This window comes from Bacillus cereus group sp. BfR-BA-01360 (genome assembly GCF_022663595.1).
Lineage (GTDB): Bacteria > Bacillota > Bacilli > Bacillales > Bacillaceae_G > Bacillus_A > Bacillus_A cytotoxicus.
The window spans coordinates 36,078-59,922 of record NZ_JAKUFV010000023.1; the positions used below are offsets into that span (position 1 = coordinate 36,078).

Genomic DNA, 23,845 nt, shown 5'->3' on the forward strand with positions numbered 1-23,845 from the left:
CAAACATTAGCGTTCGATTCACAACAATAATGATAGCCAGTATTTCTTCTGCTCGAAATCCCCAATCTCCTACAACTCCAAGAATACATAACTTCATCATGAAATATAGGGCGATATTAAATACTGGCAGTACCCAAATCTATCTCCTACTTTTGCTTTCCCTTCTACCATAGAAAGTAAACTCATTCTACACACTTATTCAATATATGGACTAATGCCTCTGGATTTGTTTCCATTATCCAATGTCCACCAGATTCAATGGAAAAAACATTCCATTTTCTATCTCTTGCTTTTTTTGCTGACGCTAAGAAGATAGGTGTCATTGGCCAATACTCTGGATGATCCTGTATTTCTACGTATATATGCGGTATATGTTGAACAATAGGATTTTTTATTTCAACAGCTTGTGTAAAAGCCAACAATGACATAGCTGATTTTCTTTCATCGAATGTATTTCTAGGTAGAACACGCCATCCTTCCCCGTATGCTTTTACTTCTTCTATAAAGTGTGCAGCCATTTTTGATCCAGAAATGTCCATGACAGAATCACCGTCGTCCGGAATCATTGCATCCACATATACCATTTTCTTAATAAATTCTGGAATTACTTCCGCCACACCTGTAATCACCATACCAGAATAACTATGCCCCACTAAAATTACGTCTTTTAACTCCTCGTATCGAATGACATTAACAATATCTTGAATATATGTATTTAATCCGATACTAGGTTGCATAAGATGTGTTCGTTCTCCAAGCCCCGTTAATGTAGGAGTATATACACGATGGCCATCTTTCCTTAAAAGTGCAGCCACTTTCCCCCAGACATAACTACCATCCCATGCACCATGAACAAGTACAAACGTTTCCATCAAATTCTCCTCCCATAATCCCCCAAAATATATTATGTATTTTCACAAATATCATAACAATAATTAGAAAAATATACCATTAAAAGAAATTATAAAAAAAGAGAGGCTCACATACTCCTCTCTTCTTCCAAAACACTATTTACTTTCTACAATTAAGGTCACCGGACCATCGTTTACTAAAGAAACGTCCATCATTGCTCCGAATTTACCTGTTTCTACGTGCAGCCCTTGTTTACGAATTTCTTCGTTAAAGAAATCGTATAAGCGCTCTGCATAGTCAGGTTTCGCAGCATTCATAAAGTTTGGGCGTCTTCCTTTACGACAATCCCCGTATAATGTAAATTGCGAGATGGATAAAACTTGTCCTTTTACATCGAGTATAGAATGGTTCATTTTGCCGTTCTCATCTTCAAAAATACGTAAGTTCGCAATTTTTTCAGCAATGTAAGCTGCATCTTGTTCTGTATCTTCATGCGTAATGCCAACTAGTAATGTTAAGCCAAACGGAATTTGTCCCACAATCTCACCATCTACTGTGACGGACGCTTCCTTTGATCGCTGTAAGACAACTCTCATATGTTATACACTCCCTATTAATGCATCATACGGCGTACTGCATAAATTTCTGGAACTTGTTTAATACGCTCTACTACCTTTTTCAAATGTTGTAAGTTACGAATGGAAATCGACATGTTAATGGTTGCCATTTTATTGCGGTCACTTCGACCCGAAACAGCCGAAATGTAAGTTTTCGTCTCTGTAACAGCTTGTAGCACCTCATTTAACAAGCCGCGACGATCGTAACCAGAAATTTCAATATCAACATTATACTCAATTTCTTTTTCAGGACTACCTTCCCACTCGACCTCTAATAAACGCTCTTTCGCTTCTTCCGTGTGCACATTCACGCAGTCACGACGATGAATAGAGACACCGCGGCCTTTCGTAATATATCCGATAATATCGTCACCGGGAACTGGGTTACAACATTTTGATAAACGAATTAATAAATTATCTGCACCACTTACTTTTACACCAGAGTCCCATTTTCGAATTTTCATTGGTTTACGAACTTCTTTAACCTCAACAATATCTTGCTCTTCTTCACGTTGTTTGCGGAACTTGTCCGTTAATCGCGTTACAATTTGCGCAGCTGTAATCCCGTTGTATCCTACCGCTGCAAACATATCTTCTTCATTAGCAAAATTAAATTTCTCCGCAACGCGTTTTAAATTATCTGGTGCGAGTACTTCTTTCATTTCAAACTCTGAGCTACGCACTTCTTTTTCAACAAGTTCGCGTCCTTTGTCAATATTCTCTTCACGACGTTGCTTTTTGAAAAATTGACGAATCTTATTTTTCGCATGAGAAGTTTGTGCAAGTTTTACCCAATCTTGACTTGGTCCATATGAATGTTTAGAGGTTAAAATTTCAATAATGTCACCTGTTTTTAACTTATAATCAAGAGTGACCATTTTACCATTTACTTTTGCGCCAATGGTCTTATTACCGATTTCTGAATGAACACGGTATGCAAAATCAATTGGAACCGAACCCATTGGCAATTCCATTACATCACCTTTTGGTGTAAAGACAAACACCATATCGGAAAATAAATCAATCTTTAATGACTCCATAAACTCTTCCGCATTAGAAGCTTCGTTTTGCCATTCTAATATTTGTCTAAACCATGTTAATTTTTTCTCAAGCGTTCCTGTCGCTGCTGCTTTTCCTTCTTTATATGCCCAGTGTGCCGCAATTCCATATTCAGCAATTTCATGCATTTCCTTCGTACGAATTTGCACTTCAAGTGGATCGCCCTTTGGACCGATGACAGTTGTATGCAACGATTGATATAGGTTTGCTTTTGGCATTGCGATATAATCTTTAAAACGTCCTGGCATCGGTTTCCAGCACGTATGAATAATTCCTAATACCGCATAGCAATCCTTAATACTATTGACAACAACACGCACAGCTAACAAATCATAAATTTCATTAAACTGTTTATTTTGAAGTGCCATTTTACGATAAATGCTATAAATATGTTTCGGTCTTCCTGAAATATCTGGATGAATAGAAACCTCATTTAATTTCTCTTGAATACTTGTCATAACCTCATCTAAATATTCTTCACGTTCCGCGCGTTTTCGCTTCATCAAATTCACAATACGATAATATTGTTGTGGATTTAAATAACGAAGTGATGTATCTTCAAGCTCCCATTTAATCGTATTGATTCCGAGCCTATGTGCTAAAGGTGCAAAAATTTCTAACGTTTCATTTGCAATGCGACGCTGCTTTTCTTGAGGCAAATGCTTAAGCGTACGCATATTATGAAGCCGGTCAGCTAATTTAATTAAAATGACACGAATATCTTGCGCCATTGCAATAAACATTTTGCGATGGTTCTCTGCCTGTTGCTGTTCATGAGACTTATATTTAATTTTCCCAAGTTTTGTAACACCATCAACAAGCATTGCAATTTCTTTACTAAATTCCCGTTCAATATCCTCTAATGTAACTTCTGTATCTTCTACTACATCATGTAAAAATCCAGCTGATACTGTAGAGGGATCCATGTGTAAATCAACTAAAATACCTGCAACTTGAATCGGATGAATAATATATGGTTCGCCCGATTTTCTATACTGTTCGCTATGTGCATCACGTGCATATTCATAGGCACGCGCCACCAGTTCTATATCATCGTCCGCTAAATATTGTCCCGCTTTTTCGAGTACCTGTTCGGCTGTTAGTACTTGCTCATTTGCCATCGAATCACCTTTTATTGAAAATTGTCTTTCCCTTGTCAGTAGAATAAATTTTATTCTATCATTATAACCTAATGATTGTGAATTGTGAAAAGGAAAAGATTTTACTGATATTTCGCCATACTTTTTTATACAATTATACAAAAGTACCCGCTCCTCTCCAAGAGATTCACGGGTACTTTTTATCGCCGTAACTTCACCTATCTTATCATTAGTATTTTTCTAATACTAATACATCGTAACCTTCTAATTTTTCACGACCTTCTAAATAAGTAAGCTCTACTAAAAATGCAATACCAGCTACAATTCCACCAAGTTCTTCAACAAGTTGAATCGTTGCTTCAATTGTTCCGCCTGTAGCTAATAAATCATCTGTAATTAATACTCGTTGACCTGGCTTAATAGCATCTTTATGAATTGTTAGAACATCTTTACCATACTCTTTACCGTAATCAACTTTAATGATTTCTCGTGGTAATTTCCCTAATTTACGAACAGGCGCAAATCCTACTTCTAACGCATAAGAAACTGGGCAACCAATAATAAACCCACGCGCTTCTGGTCCTACTACAAGATCAATATTTCTTTCTTTTGCATAAGCAACGATTTCATCTGTTGCCGCTTTATATGCTTTCCCATTGTTCATTAAAGGTGTAATATCTTTAAATACAATTCCTTCTTTTGGATAATCTGGTACAATTGCGATATGTTGCTTAAAATCCATATTTCTGAATCCTCCTCAGATATGAAAGGCTTGTAAATAGCAAACCCCTTATCTTAACTGTTCTATTTCTTTATGATTACGAATCGTTTCAAACCATGTGTACAGCTGTTGATATGTGCTATATACTAATTCTTTTTCAAGTTGTAAATGGTTCATTTTCTCACGATATGTGTTCGATTCAGTTAAATCACGCTTTTGAATTTGTTCGGCCATAAAAATGACACCGTCTTTTATTGTAACAAATTCTAACTCAAAAAACACCTGTGTCATGAAATTTACTGTATCTTTTGACCACCCTTTATGACGGCATAGTTGCTCGCCATATTGCCTTAAAGAAAATGGGGCTTTTTGATGTAAGAAAGAGTAATACCATTTAAAGTGTTCTCTCGTTGGAACTGTGCTAAACAAATGATTATTTTCTTGATAAAATAACGTATAAATACGAGCCGGGAAGCCAACTTGAAATATATTTCGCAACTCTTCTATCCCTTTTGGTAAGTCAAGTAAAACAATATACTCACCATCTAAACGAGTGACTGCTGATGCATGCACAAGTTGCTCTTTATAACCTTCTAAAGAAAATTTATTCAATACATCTTCAGAAAAATACACTATAATTATTTTTTCTTTTGGAAGTTCTGCTAAATTCACTTCTACATTACGCATGCTGCGCCAATCAAATAGTTGCCACGCTTCTACTGCGATATCTTGCATCATTAACTGCGGTTTCTTAAAATTATTCCATTCGTTAATAGATACTTCTCCTACAACAGAAACTTTCGCAACTGGAGAAATCTCTTTTGCATAGGCACCAAATCCAAAACCAATTGTATCTAGCGTAGCTTGTCCATCCCGAAGAGCCATTTTTAAATGAGAGCCATCTGATCCGATTGCGCGAATACTTTCTAAATCAGCATCTTTCACTGCGATACATGGTTTTGGATTTCCAACACCAAATGGTGCCAACTTCTGCATATCTTCAATTGCTGAAAGAGTGACATCCTCTACTTTACAAACGGCATCTATAGTTGTAATCGGAATAAAATCTTCCTCTACTAAGACTGCATTCGCTTGTTCATTCAAACGGCGTCTCAGTTCATCTACATCATTCATATGAAGCGTCATCCCTGCTGCCATTGGATGACCTCCAAAATGAGGTAATAAATCTCTACAATCCGATAAATTAGCAAACAAATCAAACCCTTCAATACTGCGCGCAGATCCCTTGGCAATTTGTTTCTCAGAATCAATACTTAACACAATCGTCGGACGATAAAAACGTTCTACCAATTTAGAAGCAACAATTCCAATTACCCCCGGGTTCCAGCCTTCTTTCGCAAGAACAAGCACTTTATTCTCCTCTGGTGGATATTTACATTCCACCTCAATAATTGCTTCCTCGGTAATTTGTTTCACAATATCTTTTCGTAGTTTGTTTAATTCATCAATTTCTTCTGCCAGCTCTTTTGCTTCTTCTGGATCTTCTGATAGCAGAAGATGAACTGCCGGAGCAGCATCTTCTAAACGTCCAACCGCATTAATACGAGGCGCCAACAAAAAACCAATACTTTCTTCTGTAATTTCACTTTGCGAGACATTCGCCACTTTAAAAAGTGCTTTTAAGCCGATGTTTTTTGTCATTCTCATATGTTTTAATCCGCGCTGTACAATTAATCTATTCTCACCATGAAGTGATACTAAGTCAGCTACTGTACCAATAACAGCAATTTCTAGCAAATGCTCCGGAACACGCCCTAGCAACGCATGCGCTACTTTAAAAGCAACACCAACCCCTGCTAAATAGTGAAACGGATATACACCACCCTCAAGCTTCGGATGAATAATCGCAAGTGCTTCTGGCAGTTCTGGCGGTGGCTCATGATGATCTGTAATAATTAAATCAATTCCAAGCTCTTTTGCCACTTGCGCCTCATGTACTGCTGCTATTCCTGTATCAACCGTAATAATTAAAGAAAAACCGGCTTGGTGCGCCCAACGAAACGCCTCTTCATTTGGTCCATATCCTTCCGTAAAACGGTTTGGAATATAAAATTCCACATCTGCTCCTAATTCTTGAAGCGCTAAAAATAGTACGGTCGTACTACTGACTCCGTCTGCATCATAGTCACCAAATATTAAAATCTGCTCTCCATTTTGGATCGCCTGTTTCACACGCTCTACTGTCCGATCCATGCCTTCTAATAAAAATGGATCATGAAATTCTTGCTCTGCTGTATTAAAAAAATCCATAATCTTATCTTCTGTATCTAAACCTCTACCGAGGAATAAAGAAACAACAAGTGGTGATAATTGCAATTTACTTGCTAATTCCCTCACCAGTTCTTCATTATATGTTTTTTCTTTCCAACGCGTTTTCGGTTGTAACACGAAATCACCCCTTAACCTGTTCATTATACAAGACAGATTAAGGGGTGACAATATCATTCACCATTCCACAACATTCGTATTAATCTGGCGAATACGGATTAATATGAACAAACACATTTTGGACATTATCTTGCTTCATTAATACTTCTTTTACACATTTCCCAATACGATGCCCTTCTTCCACTGTAATATATGGGTCAACAGACACTTTAATATCAACAATTACATAATGTCCATGCTCACGCGCATATAGAGAACCTATTTTCTTCACGCCTTCTATTTGAAGAACTGCTTCCCTTAATGGAATGACATGTTCTTCATGCAGAACATGATCAAGTGTCGTATGAATCGCCTCTCCACCAATATCCCATGCCATCTTTACAACAAATAATGAGACAAATAGCCCTGCAACAGGATCAGCATACACAAGCCAACTAGCATCTATTTGATTTCCAATAATTGCTGCACAAATTCCGATTAAAGCTGTAATTGAAGAAAACACATCTGAACGGTGTTCATATGCATTTGCAATAATTGCATCACTATTTACCCGTTTCCCTAACCGATACTTATATTGAAACATCCCTTCCTTAACAACAATAGAAAGGATAACAGCAAAAATGGCAATCCCTTTCGGCGGATCAAGTTCCTCAGTAAAAGCTTTAATCGAAGATATAGCAATTTCAATTCCAACAATAAATAATAAAACGGCAACAATAATCGCTGAGATCGATTCCGCTTTCCCATGACCATAAGGATGATCTTCATCAGGCGGTTGCTTAGCTGCACGCAGCCCAAAAAAGACAGCCAACGAACCAACTACATCCGATGCTGAATGAACTGCATCTGCTAAAAGCGCTTTACTATTTCCCATATAGCCGATTACTGCTTTCACAATCGCTAGCACAATATTCCCAACGATTCCGACAATAGCTCCAAACTCCGCCTGTTTAAAACGTTCATCTTTTTCCATAACTGAAGTCCCTTCTTTTCTCAAAAATACCTTTTCATTGTAGCAAAAATGCTAACAATAGTATCACTCCCTTCTCGTTTATCCATTACTACTTTCATAAGAAAGAGCATCACTTAATCCTATTCCAACAGTTTCCTAACCTAAAGAAGAAAGCTTCTCTTCAGACCCCAATTGGTTCTACTTCCTTTAGCTAGGTACATAAAAGGAAATATCTCTTTATTGTATCCATAGACGAAAAAAGAGATGCCTCGAAAGAGACATCATCTTTTATTTTTCTCATTTTAAACTTGTGGTTTAGATTCTTCTGCTACTATCTTTTTCTTTCCTTTTTTCAAACGGCGCTTTTCAAGCATAAGCCAAATTTGGGATGCAACGAAAACAGAAGAATACGTACCTACAACTAATCCTATCATTAATGCAAACGAGAAGTTTCGTAACGATTCACTACCGAAAATCATCAGTGCAATCACAGGGAATAGCACAGTTAATACTGTATTAATAGAACGACCAATTGTTTGACGAATACTCGCGTTTACAATTTCTTCTAGATCTTTTGAATCGCGAATACGTTTTTTCTGTTTGTATAACTCACGGTTTCTGTCAAATGTAACAATCGAGTCATTGATAGAATAACCAATAATGGTTAAGACAGCTGCAATAAATGTTAAATCTACTTCCAAACGGAAAATACTAAACACCACAATCATTACAAATGCATCATGGAGTAATGCAGCGACAGCAGATACCGCATATGTAAATCGGAAACGAATGCTTACATATAGTATGATAACCGCTGAAGCAATCAGAACTGCGATGAAGGCATTTTGTGCAATTTCCTTCCCGATTGTTGGCGAAACTGTGCTTACATTTGGTTCTGTACCATATTTATCATGGAAGAATGTTTTCGCTTTTGCGATTTCCTCTTTTGATAAAACACCAATTGTACGAACAGCGAATCCTTTATTGTCATCACCTGTTGGTACAATATCTTCTTCTTTCACATCAATTTTCAATTCATGTAAATCCTTATAAACTTGAGAAACACTAATTGTTTGTTTTGATTGCAAGTCCATACGTGTACCACTTGCAAAGTCAATACCTAAGTTCAGTTTGAAAATTGGTAGTATAATTGCTCCTGCAATAACAACTACAATTGAGAATAATAAAAATTTGTGACCGATACTTACAAAGTTAATGCGGTCAAATTTTGTTGGTGCATGCTCAACGCCTTTTGACAATGGAATAATTTCTTTTTGTTTCACACCAAAGTAAGCTGGTTTTTTATCAAAATAACGGCTCTTCACAAGTAATCCTAGTAAGAAACGAGTACCGAATACGTTCGTAATAAAACCAACAAAAATACTTACAATCAAACTTGTTGCAAACCCTTGTACAGAGCTTGTACCATATACAAATAGCACGCCGGCTGCTGCAAGGGTTGTAATATTTGCATCCAAAATTGTCGCTAAGGAACGATGGTTACCTGAGCGATATGCTGACATCATGGATTTACCAATTCGCAATTCTTCCTTCAATCTCTCGTACGTAATAATATTCGCATCAACAGCGATACCAACCCCGAGCACTAAAGCCGCAATACCTGGCAATGTAAGAACAGCATGCATCCAGTTAAAGACAAGAAGCGTCATAAAAATATACAGCCCTAGCATAATCACTGCGATAAATCCTGGTAAACGATAGAATACAAGCATGAATAAGAAAATAAGAGCTATGCCAATCACACTAGCAAAAATTGTTTCTTCTAATGCTTGTTGACCAAATTTCGCCCCAACAGATGTTGAATACATTTCTTTTAAATCAACAGGAAGTGCCCCTGCATTTAATAAAGATGAAAGCTGCTTTGCACTTTCAACTGTAAAGTTTCCACCTACAATAGAAACTTCCGTTTGATTAAATACTTGATTTACTGTTGCTGCTGATAAAAATTTTGGATTTGGTTTTGTAGATTCCGCTTTATAAGAATCCTTACCTTCTTCAAAGTCAAGCCAAATTACCATCAAGTTTGTTGGTGGTGGCATTTTAGAAATTTTTTCTGTTACTTCGCGGAATTTGTCAGCACTTTTTAATGTAAGTCCAACGCTTGGTCGTCCTTGTTCATCAAATGTTTGCTTTGCTCCTCCGCCTTTTAAATCTGCCCCATCCATAAGAAGATTATCATTCACATCACGGAATGTTAACTTTGCTTGGGTAGATAAAATTTCACGTGCTTTTTGTTGATCTTTTACACCAGCAAGCTGAACACGAATTCGATCTTTTCCTTCGATTTGAATGTTCGGCTCACTTACACCAAGAACATTGACGCGGTTATTCAAAGCACCTACTGTACTCACAAGTGCATCGTGATCAATTTTATCCCCTTTCTTTGCTGGTTTTACTTGATACAAGATTTCAAAACCACCGCGAAGGTCTAACCCAAGACTAATGCCTTTTGTTATGTTTTTTCCTGTCGCACCAATAATCCCACCGATTAATAAAACAGTGAGGAAAAAGGCGACAATTCTTGTACTACGCTTTGCCATATGTACCTTCTTTCTGCTACTAACATCATAAAGAAATGTAATCTTATATGGAATAATATTCACATATATATTTGTCCAGTTAGTAGACTTCCTTTCTGTAAATTTTTCAATGTTTGACTAGCTCATCGCTAGTATATTAGGTAACGTTTCATTCGATTGAAGAATAATATCACCTACATATATCAATGATTGTGTCTATATCCTACCTCCTTTTATATAAAATCTTAGACAATAATAAACTCCTCTTTATCAATACCTATCATTATACTGCAAAAGGAAGAACAAACCAATTGCAGTCAGTTATTTATTTTCATACTCTTCAAATGACGAAAGCGGTGCTTGATATGCTTCCACAGTTAAATACGTCATATACTCATTTGCAGTTAGCGTTAATATATCATTTACTAATTCATATAATCTAACATTGCTATCTACCTTTTTCCATTTTTTAAATTTCAAGTACTTCCAAATATCTTCTATTGTGACTTGATCATACCCGATCATTCGGAACTCTTCTATCTTACTTTGTAAAACGACTTGTAACTGTCCGCGGTAAGCTTCTACAATATCTTCTTTTTCCAATTTACATCACATCTCCTTCTTATCTCAGCACGAAAAGTCGCTTAAGATCCCGCTCTAATGGACAGCAATAACTGCATTTAATCATTTTATTTCTTTCTATTCTTCTTAAATGCTTGTCATTCTTGTCTCATACGTGCATATAAATTATTGTAAATCATTCCATTGATTTTGAGAAGGTAGGAGAAAAAGATCATGACAAGACAAAGCTTTTTACGAGGTGCATTTATTTTAATGCTAGCTGGCTTGATTACAAAAATCCTTGGGTTTATTAACCGTATTGTAATGGCACGCATTTTAGGGGAAGAAGGTGTCGGTCTTTATATGATGGCTGTCCCTACTTTCATCTTAGCCATTGTTTTAACACAAATCGGCCTTCCCGTTGCTATTGCAAAATTCGTTGCAGAAGCGGAGGCAATGAATGACCGGCAAAAGGTCAAAAGAATTTTAACCGTATCATTAGCAGTCACATCTGTTATTAGCATTATTTTAACGATTGCTATCATGCTGCTCACACCTATTTTAGCTGAAACACTTTTAACTGATGAAAGAACCTATTATCCGTTAATGGCTATTTTACCTGTCGTTCCTGTCATTGCTGTTTCATCTGTGTTGCGAGGGTATTTCCAAGGAAAACAAAATATGAAGCCAGGTGCTTATGCACAAGTACTAGAACAAGTGGTTCGCATCACAATTATCGCTATCTGCATTCGGCTATTTTTACCTTATGGCGTTGAATATGCAGCAGCAGGTGCTATGCTCTCAGCTGTCCTTGGTGAGGTTGCTTCTTTATTATTTCTACTCACATTATTCCAGCATGAAAAACATATTTCCATACGCAACGGTTTTCTAAACACTGTGAAAGAGAGTAAACATACGTTTCATTCGCTTATGGAAATTGCACTGCCAACGACAGGAAGTCGCTTAATTGGATCGATTTCTTATTTTTTTGAGCCGATTGTCGTCATGCAAAGTTTGGCAATTGCTGGTGTTGCCGCTTCCGTCGCCACACAGCAATACGGCATCTTAAATGGCTATGCCTTCCCCCTCCTATCGCTACCTGCATTCATTACATACGCCCTTTCTACAGCACTCGTACCATCTATTAGCGAAGCGATGGCGAAAAGGCAACATCAGTTAGTAGAATATCGCCTGCAACAAGCATTGCGAATTTCTTTAATTACAGGCGGTTGGTCTGTCATTATTCTTTATGTATTTGCTTCACCCGTATTAACTCTTATGTATGGTTCTGACAGTGCCACTGCATTTATACGACTACTTGCACCTTGTTTTTTATTTCATTACTTTCAAAGCCCGCTCACATCCGTTTTACAAGCTTTAAACTTAGCTAAAGCTGCGATGATGAATACATTTGTTGGTGCGATTGTAAAATTACTTGTTATCTTTATTCTCGCCTCAAGACCAGAATTTCAAATGATGGGAGTTGCACTTGCTATTGCTGCTAATATTATTACAGTAACATTTCTTCATTATGCGACCGTCTTAAAAAAAATTACATTCACCATTTATTTAAAAGACTATCTTTATGGGGGAATTGCCATCCTAGCCGCAGGTACGTTTGGATTTTATCTTCATAACCATGTTGTATTTTCTCAATCACTCGGCATACAAACATTATGGGAAATTACATTAACTACACTCATCTACATCGTTCTCCTGCTCATCTTTAAGCTCATTCGGAAAGAAGAATTACGAAGAATCCCTTTCCTTCGTAAACTATTTATATAGCAAGAATGCTCTCTATGTACAAGAAACTAGTCTAACTTATCAAATTTTGAAATATGTTTGTATTAAAAAGGGGGCATGCACAATGGATGGATCAAAAAAGTTCTCTATCGCCATCGGAGCTGGCATTATCACAATCTTGATTCTTGCTTCTATAACAAGCATGATAATCGCTCTTTTATTAAAGTTCACAAATATTAACGAAGGAACATTAGCAATTACAATTTTTATACTCGCTCTTCTTTCTATGCTCATTGCTGGTTTTATTGCTGGCAAAAAAGCGCAAGGGAGAGGGTGGCTAGTCGGGGTTACAACTGGATTTACTTTTACAATTCTCGTATTTCTCGTTCATTACTTAGGTTTCTCCCAAACTTTATCTAACTCTCAGCTTCTCTACCAGCTTGCTTTAATAGGAGCTAGCACACTTGGAGGGATCTTAGGAGTGAATACGGCAAAGCAAAAATAAAAACAAAAAATATGCGCTCATCATACATGGAAATAACGGATTACCATAACGAAGAAAAGCCCTGCGTCTGCAGGGCCTTTTATCCAGAACGTATTCCGTCTAACAAAAAAAACTTCCGTATGCAACTAGATTATTTGTAAAATTTCATGTGATTTTCTAATGCCGGGAATTCTTTTTCTCCAGCTGGTGCTACCGGTTTACCTAATGACATTTACGCAATGATTTCCCAGATTTCTGGGACATTCCATTCTTTTTTCACTTCATCATCAATTAATGGATTATATTGCTGTAATGTTGCACCGAATCCTTCGATTTCTAATACTGTCCAAATTACAAATTGTAACATACCTAATGATTGCTCAGATCATCTTGGGAAATTCTCTTTAATATGATGCAAATTGTTCTTGAAGCCCTTCTACTACTTTGCTGTCTTCAAAGAATAAAACTGTTCCATAACCACTTTTACATGCATTCATTTTTCTTCATTTGAACCAAAGTTATTTTTAGGAACAATTTTTCGTAATGTTTCTTTTGTCATATCCCATAAATTATCATGTTGTTCTCCTAATACAACAACATGGCACTTTGAGCGTTGAAAGCTGACGGTGTATGCTTTACAACATGCTGAATTACCTGTTGAATTTTTTCATCAGAAACTACTTGTTCTTTACTAATTCCATAAAACCCATAGAGAAAAGAAATCCTCTCCGCAGGCTTGTTATGGAAAAAATTAAGAACCTCTCTTTTGCTTCCTATATGGATTTAAAATTAGCCACGTCCAGCTTGGAATGATGGATATAAAGTCATTCCGCCATCAGCAAACAATGTAATTCCTGTTACATAACTTGCTTGCGAGGAAGCAAGCCATGCTGCTACCGCCGCAATTTCTTCTGGCTTTCCGATGTATCCCATTGGAATCATACTTTCAACATCTGCACGTTTTTCTGGGTCCGCAAATTTTTCCGCATTAATTGGCGTATTGATTGCGCCCGGTCCAATATTGTTTACACGAATTCCTTTTGGTGCATATTCTAACGCTAATGTTTCAGTCATTAACTTCATACCACCTTTACTTGCCGCATAATGTACAAATAATGGCCATGGAATTTTCTCATGAACACTAGACATGTTAATCACGCTACCTTTAATATCATTTTCAACAAAATATTTAATTGCTTCTCGACTTCCTAAAAAAGTACCTGTTAAATTTGTTTCGATAACTCGATTCCAATCACTTAATGACATTTTATGTGAATCTACCGGATTTTCAATACCAGCATTATTAATCATGACATCTAGTGTACCAAACTCTTTCACAGCTGTCTGAACTAGATTGATTACATCTGCTTCTACCGTGACATCTCCTTTTACCGCGATAGCTTCTCCGCCTGCCTTTTGTATTTTTTCTACGATTTCTTGTGCTTCCGCTTCATTCGAACGATAATTCACTACAACTTTCGCTTTTTCCTCTCCAAAGCGAATCGACATCGCTTTTCCTATTCCTTTTGATGCACCTGTAATAACAACAACTTTTCCTTTTAAATCTGGATACATACCATCGTCCTCCTTTTATCCTACAATACGAGTTGTGATAATAAAGATGGTTTTAATAATCATTGCAATGAATTGAAGTCTTGCTTTCTTCTCACCTAAAGTTGAGATTACAATTCCCATTTCGGAAAAGCTTGTTACAACCTCTACAAGCGGTTATGAAATAAACAAAAACATATCGATTCTATTTTGTCCCAATTCAAGCTTTTTATAGCCGATTTAGAAACGTACGAACCCGCCTCCCCTACTTCCCGAATAGTCAACTTGCTCTCTATTCTCCAAATATACGATTCATCAGCATTTACCTTTTCAAGTCACGGTTGTAATTGTACCGATATAAAATTTATTAAAAGTACAAATCGCCTTCTGTTGAAAAATCAGTCTAATTCTCTTACTTCAAATGACAATAATAATCGTTCAACCTGTTTTCTATAAGGTTCCTATTGTTCAGGTAACATGAATTGCTCTTCCATCGCTTTTTATTACATATAATTCTGAATTTTCAAAAATACAAACCCTTTCTCAACTATGTATCTAGGCAAACAAGGTGACACATTAGGGTTGTAGGCTAAACACTACATATGTTTATATCTTCTACAAAATTAATTTACTTCAAATTCGAGATAATATAATAATAGGTCATTTGGGTTGGCAACATGTTGACACGAACTATTTATCGACCTTTTTTAGAAAAGTAATGACTGAAAATGATACATCACATCAAATGAAAAAGTAACAACATTTCTTGTACAAAACGCCTATATTATATACAGATACGCTTCTCATAAGTAAAAAAACATAAACAATGCAAAATTAAAAGGGTTGCAAAGATAATGTATCCTTATCATTATGTACCTTAGAAACAATGACATCCACAGTTCCCAGCACCTTACCATCGTTAAACATAAAGTAAAACTTTAATCAGTGAAAGCTTTCTTCATCCTCACTAATTATGAGCCCTTACCAATCAGTCTGTTAGTCTCCCCCCTATCTTCCTTGTTTCTAGATGGGCGTCTAACTGCCTAAAATAGCGGGATAAATAGTAAATCTGTAACTTTAGCAAAAAAAAAGAGCCTATTTAGGATAAAATAGGCTCTTTTCCAAGCTGTGCAAAACTTTTCATGATTATTTCTTTACAACTTCACGAACTGCATTGCGATCAAACGTTAAGTGTGAACCACCAGATTTAATCACAATTGTCGTATCGTCTACTGACTCAATGGTACCGTGTAAACCACCGATTGTTACGATTGCATCACCTTTTTTTAGCTCGCTTTGCATTTGAGCTACTGCCTTTTGGCGTTTTTGTTGCGGGCGAATTAATAAGAAATAGAAAATCGCAAACATCGCAACAATCATGACAATATTCATCATACCAGGACTCATTTTTGTTCCTCCTTTAATATTATGTATTAAAAGTTTTTAGCATTCGGTTTATTAAAGCCATACTGTTCAAAGAACTCTTCGCGGAAATCGCCAAGACGATCTTCACGAATGGCTTGTCTCACCTGCTCCATTAAGTTTAACAGAAAATGCAGATTGTGATAAGATGTTAAACGAATTCCGAACGTTTCATCACATTTCATTAAGTGACGAATGTATGCACGAGAATAATTTTTACATGTGTAACAATCACAATTTGGATCAAGTGGACCAAAGTCTCTTGCAAATTTCGCATTTTTCACAACGAGACGACCTTGACTTGTCATACAAGTACCATTTCGAGCAATGCGAGTTGGCAGTACACAGTCAAACATGTCAATACCGCGAATTGCACCATCAATTAATGAATCAGGAGAACCGACTCCCATTAAATAACGAGGTTTATTTTCTGGAAGAAGCGGTGTTGTAAACTCAAGGACACGATTCATGATATCTTTCGGCTCCCCTACTGATAAACCACCTACAGCGTAACCAGGGAAGTCCATTGAAACAAGGTCTTTAGCACTTTGGCGACGAAGCTCTTCAAACTCCCCCCCCTGTACAATACCGAATAACCCTTGATCTTCCGGGCGCTGATGCGCGTTTAAACAACGCTCTGCCCAACGGCTTGTACGCTCTACAGACTTTTTCATATATTCAAAAGTAGCCGGGAATGGTGGGCATTCATCAAATGCCATCATAATATCTGAACCTAAAGCATTTTGAATTTCCATCGCTTTTTCTGGCGATAAAAATAGCTTGTCGCCATTTAAATGATTGCGGAAATACACACCTTCTTCTTCAATACGACGGAAGTCACTTAAACTAAATACTTGGAATCCACCAGAATCCGTTAAAATAGCACGATCCCAGTTCATAAATTTATGCAGTCCACCTGCTTCACGTACAATTTCATGACCTGGACGCAGCCATAGATGATACGTATTACTTAAAATAATGCCAGAATCCATCGCTTTTAATTCTTCTGGTGACATTGTTTTCACTGTTGCTAATGTACCAACTGGCATAAAGGTCGGTGTATCAAAAGATCCATGTGGCGTATGCACACGACCTAAACGTGCGCCCGTTTGTTTACATTTCTTAATAAATTCGTAACGAATTGCTGTCATACATTTACTCCTTCTTTATTTCATTCTCTCTTTAGCATGAGATGCAAGGAACATCGCATCACCAAAACTAAAGAAGCGGTATTTTTCTTTCACTGCTTCATTATAGGCATGAAGTACATTTTCTCTACCTGCAAATGCACTCACAAGCATAATTAATGTTGATTTTGGTAAATGGAAATTTGTAATTAAACCATCAATTGCTTTAAATTCATAACCTGGATACATAAAGATATCCGTCCATCCAGATGCACCGCAAAGTTTACCATCATGCTCTGTAGCAATTGTTTCAAGTGTACGTGTTGATGTCGTACCAACTGTAATAATACGGCCACCATTTACTTTCACGTCATTTAATAAGTCAGCCGTTTCCTGCGACATATGATAATACTCAGCATGCATATGATGATCTTCAATTTTATCAGTCGAAACTGGTCTAAATGTTCCAAGACCAACATGAAGTGTAATGAATGCTAATTTCACACCTTTTTGTTGCAATTTCTCCAGCAACTCTTCTGTAAAATGCAGACCCGCTGTTGGTGCTGCTGCAGAACCAATTTCCTTCGCATATACAGTTTGGTAACGATCGCGGTCTTCTAATGTTTCTTTAATATAAGGGGGAAGTGGCATTTCTCCCAGTTCATCTAAAATCTCATAAAAAATACCGTCATAAGAGAATTCAAGCTGACGACCGCCTTGATCAGCAGTTCCTACACATGTTGCTTTTAGTTTTCCTTCGCCAAAAGAAATAACAGTTCCTTCTTTCACACGTTTCGCCGGTTTTACAAGTGTTTCCCACGTATCTCCCTCTTCTTGTTTTAAAAGAAGCACCTCAATATGTGCACCTGTATCTTCTTTTACACCATGCAAACGAGCAGGCATAACTTTGGTTTCATTTAAAACTAAACAATCTCCCTCATGTAAATACGCTAAAATATCGCTAAAATGCTTATGCTCGATATCACCTGTTTCACGATCTAACACCATTAACCTTGATGTTTCACGCTTTTCAAGCGGCGTTTGCGCAATAAGTTCTTCTGGTAAATGAAAATCAAACAGATTAATATCCATAACTATATCCACCTATTTCTATTTAAGTCGATTTATTATATACATAATAAAAGATAATACAATACTTAACACAATACATGTAATGATCGGAAAATAAAAGGTAACATTTCCCTTTTTCACAAAAATATCGCCTGGAAGCCTTCCGATAAACTTCCAAGCTAATCCAATCACAATGAGAAGAATACCAGCTGTTATAAGAAGTTTTGACATATCTGTCATATTTTTGGCATCTCCATTCCGAAATGTTGGTATGCAAGTGGCGTAACAATTCTTCCTCGTGGCGTACGCTGTAAGAATCCAATTTGCAGTAAATATGGCTCATATACATCTTCAATTGTATGAGATTCTTCACCAATTGTCGCTGAAACTGTCTCTAATCCAACTGGACCACCGCGGAATTTTTCAATAATACCAAGTAGGAATTTATGGTCAATGTGATCCAGACCTAATTTATCTACTTGCAAGAGCTCTAATGCCATTTGTGTAATTTCCATTGCGATTGTTCCATCGCCTCTTACTTGTGCGAAATCACGTACGCGTCTTAAAAGACGGTTCGCGATACGCGGTGTACCACGAGCACGTCTTGCAATTTCTAAAGCAGCTAAAGAATCAATTTCCACTTCAAACACTTCTGCTGTTCTTTCTACAATCGCTGATAATTGATCTACTGTATAATACTCCAGTCTTGATAATACCCCAAAACGATCACGAAGCGGCGCTGATAGTGCTCCCGCACGCGTTGTTGCACCTACTAATGTAAAAGGTGGCAAGTCAAGCCTTACTGACCGTGCAGTCGGCCCTTTACCAATGACAATATCAAGACAAAAGTCCTCCATTGCTGGATATAAAACTTCCTCAATTGATCTATGCAAACGATGAATCTCATCAATAAATAGTACATCACCAGGCTGAAGAGCCGTTAACACTGCTGCTAAATCTCCTGGCCTTTCAATTGCTGGACCTGATGTCGTTCGAATATTAACTCCCATTTCGTTTGCGATAATATTAGCAAGCGTTGTTTTCCCAAGTCCCGGTGGTCCATATAATAAGACGTGATCCAATGTTTCCTCACGCATTTTTGCAGCCTCAATAAATACCTCTAAATTATGTTTTGCCTTATCTTGGCCAATATATTGACGGAGTGTCTGTGGCCGCAACGAATATTCTAAGTCTGCATCTTCATATGCAGATTCCCCTGACAGGAGACGTTCGTCCATTCTACTCACCTCTTACCATTTAGTAAAAGACTAAGCGCCTTTTTAATATACTGATCCGTCGTCAATGACTCTTTTAATAACTCTGGCAAGACGCGATTGATTTCGCGTTCTGCATAACCAAGTGCACGGAGCGCTTCAAGCGCCTCATCCAGTTCAGTTGATGAACCTTTTTTCTCATCAAAGCGCTCTTCGTCTGAGAATAAATCCACGAATACATCTGGTACAACATCAGCTAATTTTCCTTTTAAATCTAAAATCATTTGACGCGCCGTTTTCTTTCCAACACCTGGAAATTTCACTAAAAACCTCTCATCTTCGTTCTCAATCGCTTGTACAACCTGCCCTGTTTGACCTGAGGCTAAAATGGCAAGCGCACCTTTTGGCCCAATTCCCGATACACCCAAAAGTTTTGTGAATAGTAAACGCTCTTCACGTGTCTTAAAACCGTAAAGTGCCATTATATCTTCTCTTACATAGTGATATGTGTATACCCGAATTTCTTGCTTACTTCTTTGGAATACATATGGGTTTGGCGTAAAAATTTGGTAGCCAATTCCATTATGGTCAAGAACGATATATTCCGGTCCTACGTACTCTACATAACCTGTAACATACTCAAACAAAATACGATCTCTCCCTCTCAAATCATGTATTCCATTTTAACATACTTAGCAATAGAAAAGCGAGACTACCCCAACAAATGTTCTCTATTTTAAATTTCTCTTTTTTATATTGACAGATTGCTATCATGCAATTACTATTACATAGTCGATAATGATTATCAATATTAAATAAAGGAGCTACATGACGATGAAGCATAAACTATTTATTTTATTTACTCTCATCTTTGTTGTCTTAGCCACTGTCGGCTGTTCTTCTAAAAAAGAAGAAACTCGTGCGACAGAGCAAAAAACGAAAGTTGTGAAACACGCAAAAGGCGAGGCTACAATTCCAGTAAATCCAAAAAGAATCGTTGACTTATCTGGATCATCTGAAGAACTATTACTACTTGGACATAAACCAGTTGGTACGGCGAATACATATAAGGATAAAATCCAAGGTCATTTGCAAGAAAAACTAAAAGGTGTAAAAGCAGTTGGATGGTATTGGGCTCCTAAAGTTGATTTAGAAGCAGTTACTGCTTTAAAACCAGATTTAATTATTTTAAACAATCGTCAATTAAAAATTTATGACCAACTAGCAAAGATTGCACCAACAGTCGTTTTAGAAACAAACTTAGAAAACTGGCGCGATAAATTTAAAGAAGTCGGTAAATTATTTGACGAAGAGAAAAAAGCAACTCAGTGGATTGTCAACTACGATAAAAAAGCCGCTTCTTTATCTAAACAAATTAAAGAGAAAACAAAAGATGAAAACTTTATGTTCCTTGCTATAACACCACAAAATTTCCGTGTGTATGGCAATTTTGGATATGGAGATATTCTCTTTAACGATTTAAAACTTCCTGCAACAAAAGGAACAGATTTAAAACAAACAATGGCACAAGTATCATTAGAAGGACTTGTTGCATTCCAACCTGATCAAATGTTTATCGTAAACTTTGGTGGCGAAGCAGATAAAGTTTACGAGGATTATAAAAACAGTGCTATTTGGAAAGATAACAAAGCAGTTAAAAATAATCACGTTTATGAAGTAAGCAATGAAGTCTTTAACACAAAAGCATTCAATCCAATTGGAAAAGATATGTTAATTGATGAAATTGCAAAACAAATTTTAGATAAAAATAAATAAAACAAACTAGCAACTCATTTCGAGTTGCTAGTTTGTTTTTGCATATTGCTTCATCTTCTCCATCGTCTTCACAAAACGTTCTTTTGATTTAATCCGAATGCCTCGCTTTAACTTTGCCCGTTCATAACTTTTTAATTTTTTCATATCAATTTGAAAAAACGAGTGAATTGCATTATCGTTTTTTGGTACACCATTAAAAATTTGTAATATCCCCTCATCTGACACTCCAAAATAACCGCTCGTCTTCAATAAAGGTGAAATATCGTCTATTTTCTTTTGCAATATAATTTGTACATCATCACGATCTACAAGTTGCCAATCTTTATATCGCTGCAAAAGCTGTTCTAAATTCGCTACTTTTTCCGTAAGAATTTCCTCACTCACTTCTCCGTCCAAATACATACGTTCTAGTAACACTGTCACTTGAGGTTCTTTTTCCGTTACATTTGGCGTCGTAACTGCAGCTCTAACATTCGATTCGTAAGATAAACAAAATAGAACAAGCAAGACTTGAACTGCAATCATGATAAATTTCATTTCTGTTCACCTCTTCCGAGCAAAATAAAGTAAAACTTCCCATTCTAGTTTCTCCGGAAATGAGAGTTTTATCCAATGCCCTTATATAAGGTTGAACAGCACTTGTTCCTATTTATCGAAAATTCATATCTTTTGGCCGCATTATCGATATGATTTCATTTATTTTCAAAATAAAAAAGACGCCTGAAATTAGCAGGCGTCTTGATGCGTTTTACGGCGAGAGACCAGGCGGCCACATCCGCGTGTTTAGCACTTAAGCATATCTCTCGTCTTACGTAAATTAGCTCATCGCTTTGTTAATATAACATTAATACAACATAAACACAAGCTAAATATGAAAGATATACATTGCATATATAAAATAAAACTTTAATCAGCAGGGGTTTGCTTTATCCCTGTCCTCACCAATCGAGCTGTTACGGGCTAAGAGTTCCTCCGGTCTTCCTTGCTTCACTTTGAATCTTACTACCCTAAAATAGAGAGGAAGGCATAAGCCCCCCTCTTTTTTCGTTATCGCACCGTACCAGTTAGACTAGCTCGAATATCGCGGAATAAATCTGTAATATCACGATTTAACTCATTCGTAACTGTTCCATTTCGCAAACGTGTATTCATTGTATTTACACGATCAAACATATCGTTTCTAACCGTCACGTACACGTTACGAGTTCTTACATCATCGACAACAGCTCGACGAATTTCATTTGCCATTGCCGTTTCATTTGTTACTGTATGACGCGGTTTCACAGCGATTACTACATCATTTCCATATACAACAGTAGAAACTCGATCCACATTATTCATACGCTTAACACGATTCGTAATTCTTTCAGCTGTTTTTCCATCATTGTTCATGTATGAATTATTCATTGTAATGTTACGAGTTGGATGAGGGTTTACAATTTGACCATGATAATTTACATCTCGATAATAGTTATACCCTACATCATTACGACGATCATATACACGATCTGTAATTCTATTTCCGTTTCTATACGTTACATAATCTGTATATCGATCTGTGCGCGTTACATTATCTCTATATGGATTTGTACCATAATAAGATGTACGTTCGTAATTATCATTCACATTACGCTCATCCATCGCATTATTATTAGGTGTACCACATGCTGCTAACGCACTGGTAACTAACAAAGAAGCGGCAATTACTTTCACTTTTTTATTCAATCCAAAAACCCCCCTTGTTAGAATGAACTTTTCTCTCGAAAAGCTCCTTCTTATCATGAGTAACAACGGAGGTTTTTACACTGTTAATATTTCACTAAGAATCCATTAAAACGTTTTACTCTTCTTCTTCAATTGGACTTCCAAACATATCAGGCGGATCTGGTTGATAATACATCGTACCTGGCTGTGGTGCATACGCAGTCTGATGTGGCTGATAATATAAAGGACTTGCCGATTGTGGTTCCCCCGGTTGAGGGCTATACAAAATTCTTCCCTCATCACATCCGCAGTCCTCTTCTTCTGACATAGATGGTGGCATATTGTTCTCCATTGGCATCGATGTATATTGTGGTGCTATAGGTGTAAATTGTGGATACGACATATTATAATGCAGATTTTGATACTGCTGGTATGGATACTGCTGTGGCATCAGCTGTGGATGATAAGGCATTGGTTGCGACATGATATTTGGCGGTTGATTATTTTCCATCATCGGCATAATGTTTGGCATTGGACTATTTTCCGTCATCGGCATAATGTTTGGCATTGGATTATTTTCCGCCATCGGCATGATGTTTGGCATCGGATTATTTTCCGCCATCGGCATAATGTTTGGCATCGGATTATTTTCCGCCATCGGCATAATGTTTGGCATCGGATTATTTTCCGTCATCGGCATAATGTTTGGCATTGGACTATTTTCCGTCATCGGCATAATGTTTGGCATTGGATTATTTTCCGCCATCGGCATGATATTTGGCATTGGATTATTTTCCGCCATCGGCATAATGTTTGGCATTGGATTATTTTCCGCCATCGGCATGATCTTTGGCATTGGATTATTTTCCGTCATCGGCATAATGTTTGGCATTGGATTATTTTCCGTCATCGGCATAATGTTTGGCATTGGATTATTTT

At 37.0% G+C, this 23,845-nt stretch carries 20 protein-coding genes and 3 pseudogenes; 3 read left to right on the plus strand and 20 right to left on the minus strand.

The window, feature by feature from the left end; translation table 11 throughout:
• Positions 1-182: 182 nt before the first annotated feature.
• The 8 genes from MR056_RS17525 to MR056_RS17560 form a co-directional block, all read right to left on the minus strand.
• Positions 183-872 (minus strand): alpha/beta fold hydrolase, encoded by a 690-nt coding sequence (locus tag MR056_RS17525; RefSeq protein WP_012095582.1) that lies wholly within the window; start codon positions 870-872, stop codon positions 183-185.
• A gap of 135 nt (positions 873-1,007) precedes the next feature.
• The gene (gene dtd, locus MR056_RS17530) at positions 1,008-1,448 is read right to left on the minus strand and encodes a D-aminoacyl-tRNA deacylase (RefSeq protein ID WP_012095583.1); all 441 of its coding nucleotides are present in this window, start codon (positions 1,446-1,448) and stop codon (positions 1,008-1,010) included.
• Positions 1,449-1,465: 17 nt separating this feature from the next.
• Positions 1,466-3,649: a GTP diphosphokinase gene (gene relA, locus MR056_RS17535; protein WP_087095370.1), complete on the minus strand. Its 2,184-nt coding sequence runs from the start codon at positions 3,647-3,649 to the stop codon at positions 1,466-1,468.
• 208 nt (positions 3,650-3,857) lie between these two features.
• Positions 3,858-4,370 carry an adenine phosphoribosyltransferase gene (locus MR056_RS17540; RefSeq protein ID WP_012095585.1) on the minus strand — a complete coding sequence of 171 codons (513 nt, stop codon included), beginning with the start codon at positions 4,368-4,370 and terminating at the stop codon, positions 3,858-3,860.
• Positions 4,371-4,418: 48 nt separating this feature from the next.
• Complete coding sequence (gene recJ, locus MR056_RS17545; RefSeq protein ID WP_087099239.1) at positions 4,419-6,758, minus strand: single-stranded-DNA-specific exonuclease RecJ; 2,340 nt, start codon at positions 6,756-6,758, stop codon at positions 4,419-4,421.
• Between the two features lie 79 nt (positions 6,759-6,837).
• Complete coding sequence (locus tag MR056_RS17550) at positions 6,838-7,731, minus strand: cation diffusion facilitator family transporter (protein ID WP_012095587.1); 894 nt, start codon at positions 7,729-7,731, stop codon at positions 6,838-6,840.
• Between the two features lie 281 nt (positions 7,732-8,012).
• A complete protein-coding gene (secDF, locus tag MR056_RS17555) occupies positions 8,013-10,271 on the minus strand; it encodes a protein translocase subunit SecDF (protein WP_012095588.1) in 2,259 nt (752 codons plus the stop codon).
• A gap of 300 nt (positions 10,272-10,571) precedes the next feature.
• Positions 10,572-10,853, minus strand: a complete 282-nt coding sequence (locus MR056_RS17560; protein ID WP_012095589.1) for a post-transcriptional regulator — start codon at positions 10,851-10,853, stop codon at positions 10,572-10,574.
• A 192-nt stretch (positions 10,854-11,045) separates the two neighbouring features.
• Between MR056_RS17560 and spoVB the strand changes: the two genes are divergently transcribed.
• The gene (gene spoVB, locus MR056_RS17565) at positions 11,046-12,599 is read left to right on the plus strand and encodes a stage V sporulation protein B (RefSeq protein WP_012095590.1); all 1,554 of its coding nucleotides are present in this window, start codon (positions 11,046-11,048) and stop codon (positions 12,597-12,599) included.
• A gap of 82 nt (positions 12,600-12,681) precedes the next feature.
• Positions 12,682-13,062 (plus strand): TIGR04086 family membrane protein, encoded by a 381-nt coding sequence (locus tag MR056_RS17570; RefSeq protein WP_012095591.1) that lies wholly within the window; start codon positions 12,682-12,684, stop codon positions 13,060-13,062.
• Positions 13,063-13,192: 130 nt separating this feature from the next.
• Here MR056_RS17570 and MR056_RS17575 read toward each other — a convergent pair.
• The 9 genes and pseudogenes from MR056_RS17575 to ruvA form a co-directional block, all read right to left on the minus strand.
• A pseudogene (locus tag MR056_RS17575) lies at positions 13,193-13,764 on the minus strand (nitroreductase family protein).
• Between the two features lie 66 nt (positions 13,765-13,830).
• On the minus strand, positions 13,831-14,616 hold the full coding sequence (gdh, locus tag MR056_RS17580) for a glucose 1-dehydrogenase (protein ID WP_012095592.1): 786 nt from the start codon (positions 14,614-14,616) through the stop codon (positions 13,831-13,833).
• 15 nt (positions 14,617-14,631) lie between these two features.
• Positions 14,632-14,793, minus strand: a pseudogene (locus MR056_RS17585) (glucose transporter GlcU); the annotation flags it as partial.
• A gap of 945 nt (positions 14,794-15,738) precedes the next feature.
• On the minus strand, positions 15,739-15,999 hold the full coding sequence (gene yajC / locus MR056_RS17590) for a preprotein translocase subunit YajC (RefSeq protein WP_012095593.1): 261 nt from the start codon (positions 15,997-15,999) through the stop codon (positions 15,739-15,741).
• Positions 16,000-16,025: 26 nt separating this feature from the next.
• Positions 16,026-17,165 carry a tRNA guanosine(34) transglycosylase Tgt gene (tgt, locus tag MR056_RS17595; protein ID WP_012095594.1) on the minus strand — a complete coding sequence of 380 codons (1,140 nt, stop codon included), beginning with the start codon at positions 17,163-17,165 and terminating at the stop codon, positions 16,026-16,028.
• A gap of 15 nt (positions 17,166-17,180) precedes the next feature.
• Positions 17,181-18,233: a tRNA preQ1(34) S-adenosylmethionine ribosyltransferase-isomerase QueA gene (queA, locus tag MR056_RS17600; protein WP_012095595.1), complete on the minus strand. Its 1,053-nt coding sequence runs from the start codon at positions 18,231-18,233 to the stop codon at positions 17,181-17,183.
• A gap of 18 nt (positions 18,234-18,251) precedes the next feature.
• The gene (locus MR056_RS17605; RefSeq protein WP_012095596.1) at positions 18,252-18,452 is read right to left on the minus strand and encodes a DUF2905 domain-containing protein; all 201 of its coding nucleotides are present in this window, start codon (positions 18,450-18,452) and stop codon (positions 18,252-18,254) included.
• The gene (gene ruvB, locus MR056_RS17610) at positions 18,449-19,450 is read right to left on the minus strand and encodes a Holliday junction branch migration DNA helicase RuvB (RefSeq protein WP_012095597.1); all 1,002 of its coding nucleotides are present in this window, start codon (positions 19,448-19,450) and stop codon (positions 18,449-18,451) included. Before ruvB ends, MR056_RS17605 begins: the two co-directional genes overlap by 4 nt.
• A gap of 5 nt (positions 19,451-19,455) precedes the next feature.
• Positions 19,456-20,073 carry a Holliday junction DNA helicase RuvA gene (gene ruvA, locus MR056_RS17615; RefSeq protein WP_012095598.1) on the minus strand — a complete coding sequence of 206 codons (618 nt, stop codon included), beginning with the start codon at positions 20,071-20,073 and terminating at the stop codon, positions 19,456-19,458.
• A 187-nt stretch (positions 20,074-20,260) separates the two neighbouring features.
• Between ruvA and MR056_RS17620 the strand changes: the two genes are divergently transcribed.
• Positions 20,261-21,202 carry an iron-hydroxamate ABC transporter substrate-binding protein gene (locus tag MR056_RS17620; protein ID WP_041810044.1) on the plus strand — a complete coding sequence of 314 codons (942 nt, stop codon included), beginning with the start codon at positions 20,261-20,263 and terminating at the stop codon, positions 21,200-21,202.
• A gap of 27 nt (positions 21,203-21,229) precedes the next feature.
• Here the strand turns inward: MR056_RS17620 and MR056_RS17625 are convergent, their stop codons facing one another.
• The 3 genes and pseudogenes from MR056_RS17625 to MR056_RS17635 form a co-directional block, all read right to left on the minus strand.
• The gene (locus tag MR056_RS17625; RefSeq protein ID WP_012095600.1) at positions 21,230-21,739 is read right to left on the minus strand and encodes a BofC C-terminal domain-containing protein; all 510 of its coding nucleotides are present in this window, start codon (positions 21,737-21,739) and stop codon (positions 21,230-21,232) included.
• Positions 21,740-22,249: 510 nt separating this feature from the next.
• Positions 22,250-22,927 (minus strand): YhcN/YlaJ family sporulation lipoprotein, encoded by a 678-nt coding sequence (locus MR056_RS17630; RefSeq protein ID WP_048724179.1) that lies wholly within the window; start codon positions 22,925-22,927, stop codon positions 22,250-22,252.
• A 115-nt stretch (positions 22,928-23,042) separates the two neighbouring features.
• Positions 23,043-23,845: pseudogene (locus MR056_RS17635) on the minus strand (spore coat protein); the annotation flags it as partial.

Excerpts from the sequence above, each read along its gene's own strand:
- MR056_RS17540 (WP_012095585.1), bottom strand. The coding sequence starts at position 4,370 with ATGGATTTTAAGCAACATATCGCAATTGTACCAGATTATCCAAAAGAA.
- ruvB (WP_012095597.1), bottom strand. The coding sequence starts at position 19,450 with ATGGACGAACGTCTCCTGTCAGGGGAATCTGCATATGAAGATGCAGAC.
- MR056_RS17550 (WP_012095587.1), bottom strand. The coding sequence starts at position 7,731 with ATGGAAAAAGATGAACGTTTTAAACAGGCGGAGTTTGGAGCTATTGTC.
- tgt (WP_012095594.1), bottom strand. The coding sequence starts at position 17,165 with ATGACAGCAATTCGTTACGAATTTATTAAGAAATGTAAACAAACGGGC.
- MR056_RS17620 (WP_041810044.1), top strand. The coding sequence starts at position 20,261 with ATGAAGCATAAACTATTTATTTTATTTACTCTCATCTTTGTTGTCTTA.
- queA (WP_012095595.1), bottom strand. The coding sequence starts at position 18,233 with ATGGATATTAATCTGTTTGATTTTCATTTACCAGAAGAACTTATTGCG.
- MR056_RS17570 (WP_012095591.1), top strand. The coding sequence starts at position 12,682 with ATGGATGGATCAAAAAAGTTCTCTATCGCCATCGGAGCTGGCATTATC.
- secDF (WP_012095588.1), bottom strand. The coding sequence starts at position 10,271 with ATGGCAAAGCGTAGTACAAGAATTGTCGCCTTTTTCCTCACTGTTTTA.
- spoVB (WP_012095590.1), top strand. The coding sequence starts at position 11,046 with ATGACAAGACAAAGCTTTTTACGAGGTGCATTTATTTTAATGCTAGCT.
- MR056_RS17525 (WP_012095582.1), bottom strand. The coding sequence starts at position 872 with ATGGAAACGTTTGTACTTGTTCATGGTGCATGGGATGGTAGTTATGTC.
- relA (WP_087095370.1), bottom strand. The coding sequence starts at position 3,649 with ATGGCAAATGAGCAAGTACTAACAGCCGAACAGGTACTCGAAAAAGCG.
- dtd (WP_012095583.1), bottom strand. The coding sequence starts at position 1,448 with ATGAGAGTTGTCTTACAGCGATCAAAGGAAGCGTCCGTCACAGTAGAT.
- MR056_RS17625 (WP_012095600.1), bottom strand. The coding sequence starts at position 21,739 with ATGAAATTTATCATGATTGCAGTTCAAGTCTTGCTTGTTCTATTTTGT.
- MR056_RS17605 (WP_012095596.1), bottom strand. The coding sequence starts at position 18,452 with ATGACAGATATGTCAAAACTTCTTATAACAGCTGGTATTCTTCTCATT.
- gdh (WP_012095592.1), bottom strand. The coding sequence starts at position 14,616 with ATGTATCCAGATTTAAAAGGAAAAGTTGTTGTTATTACAGGTGCATCA.
- yajC (WP_012095593.1), bottom strand. The coding sequence starts at position 15,999 with ATGAGTCCTGGTATGATGAATATTGTCATGATTGTTGCGATGTTTGCG.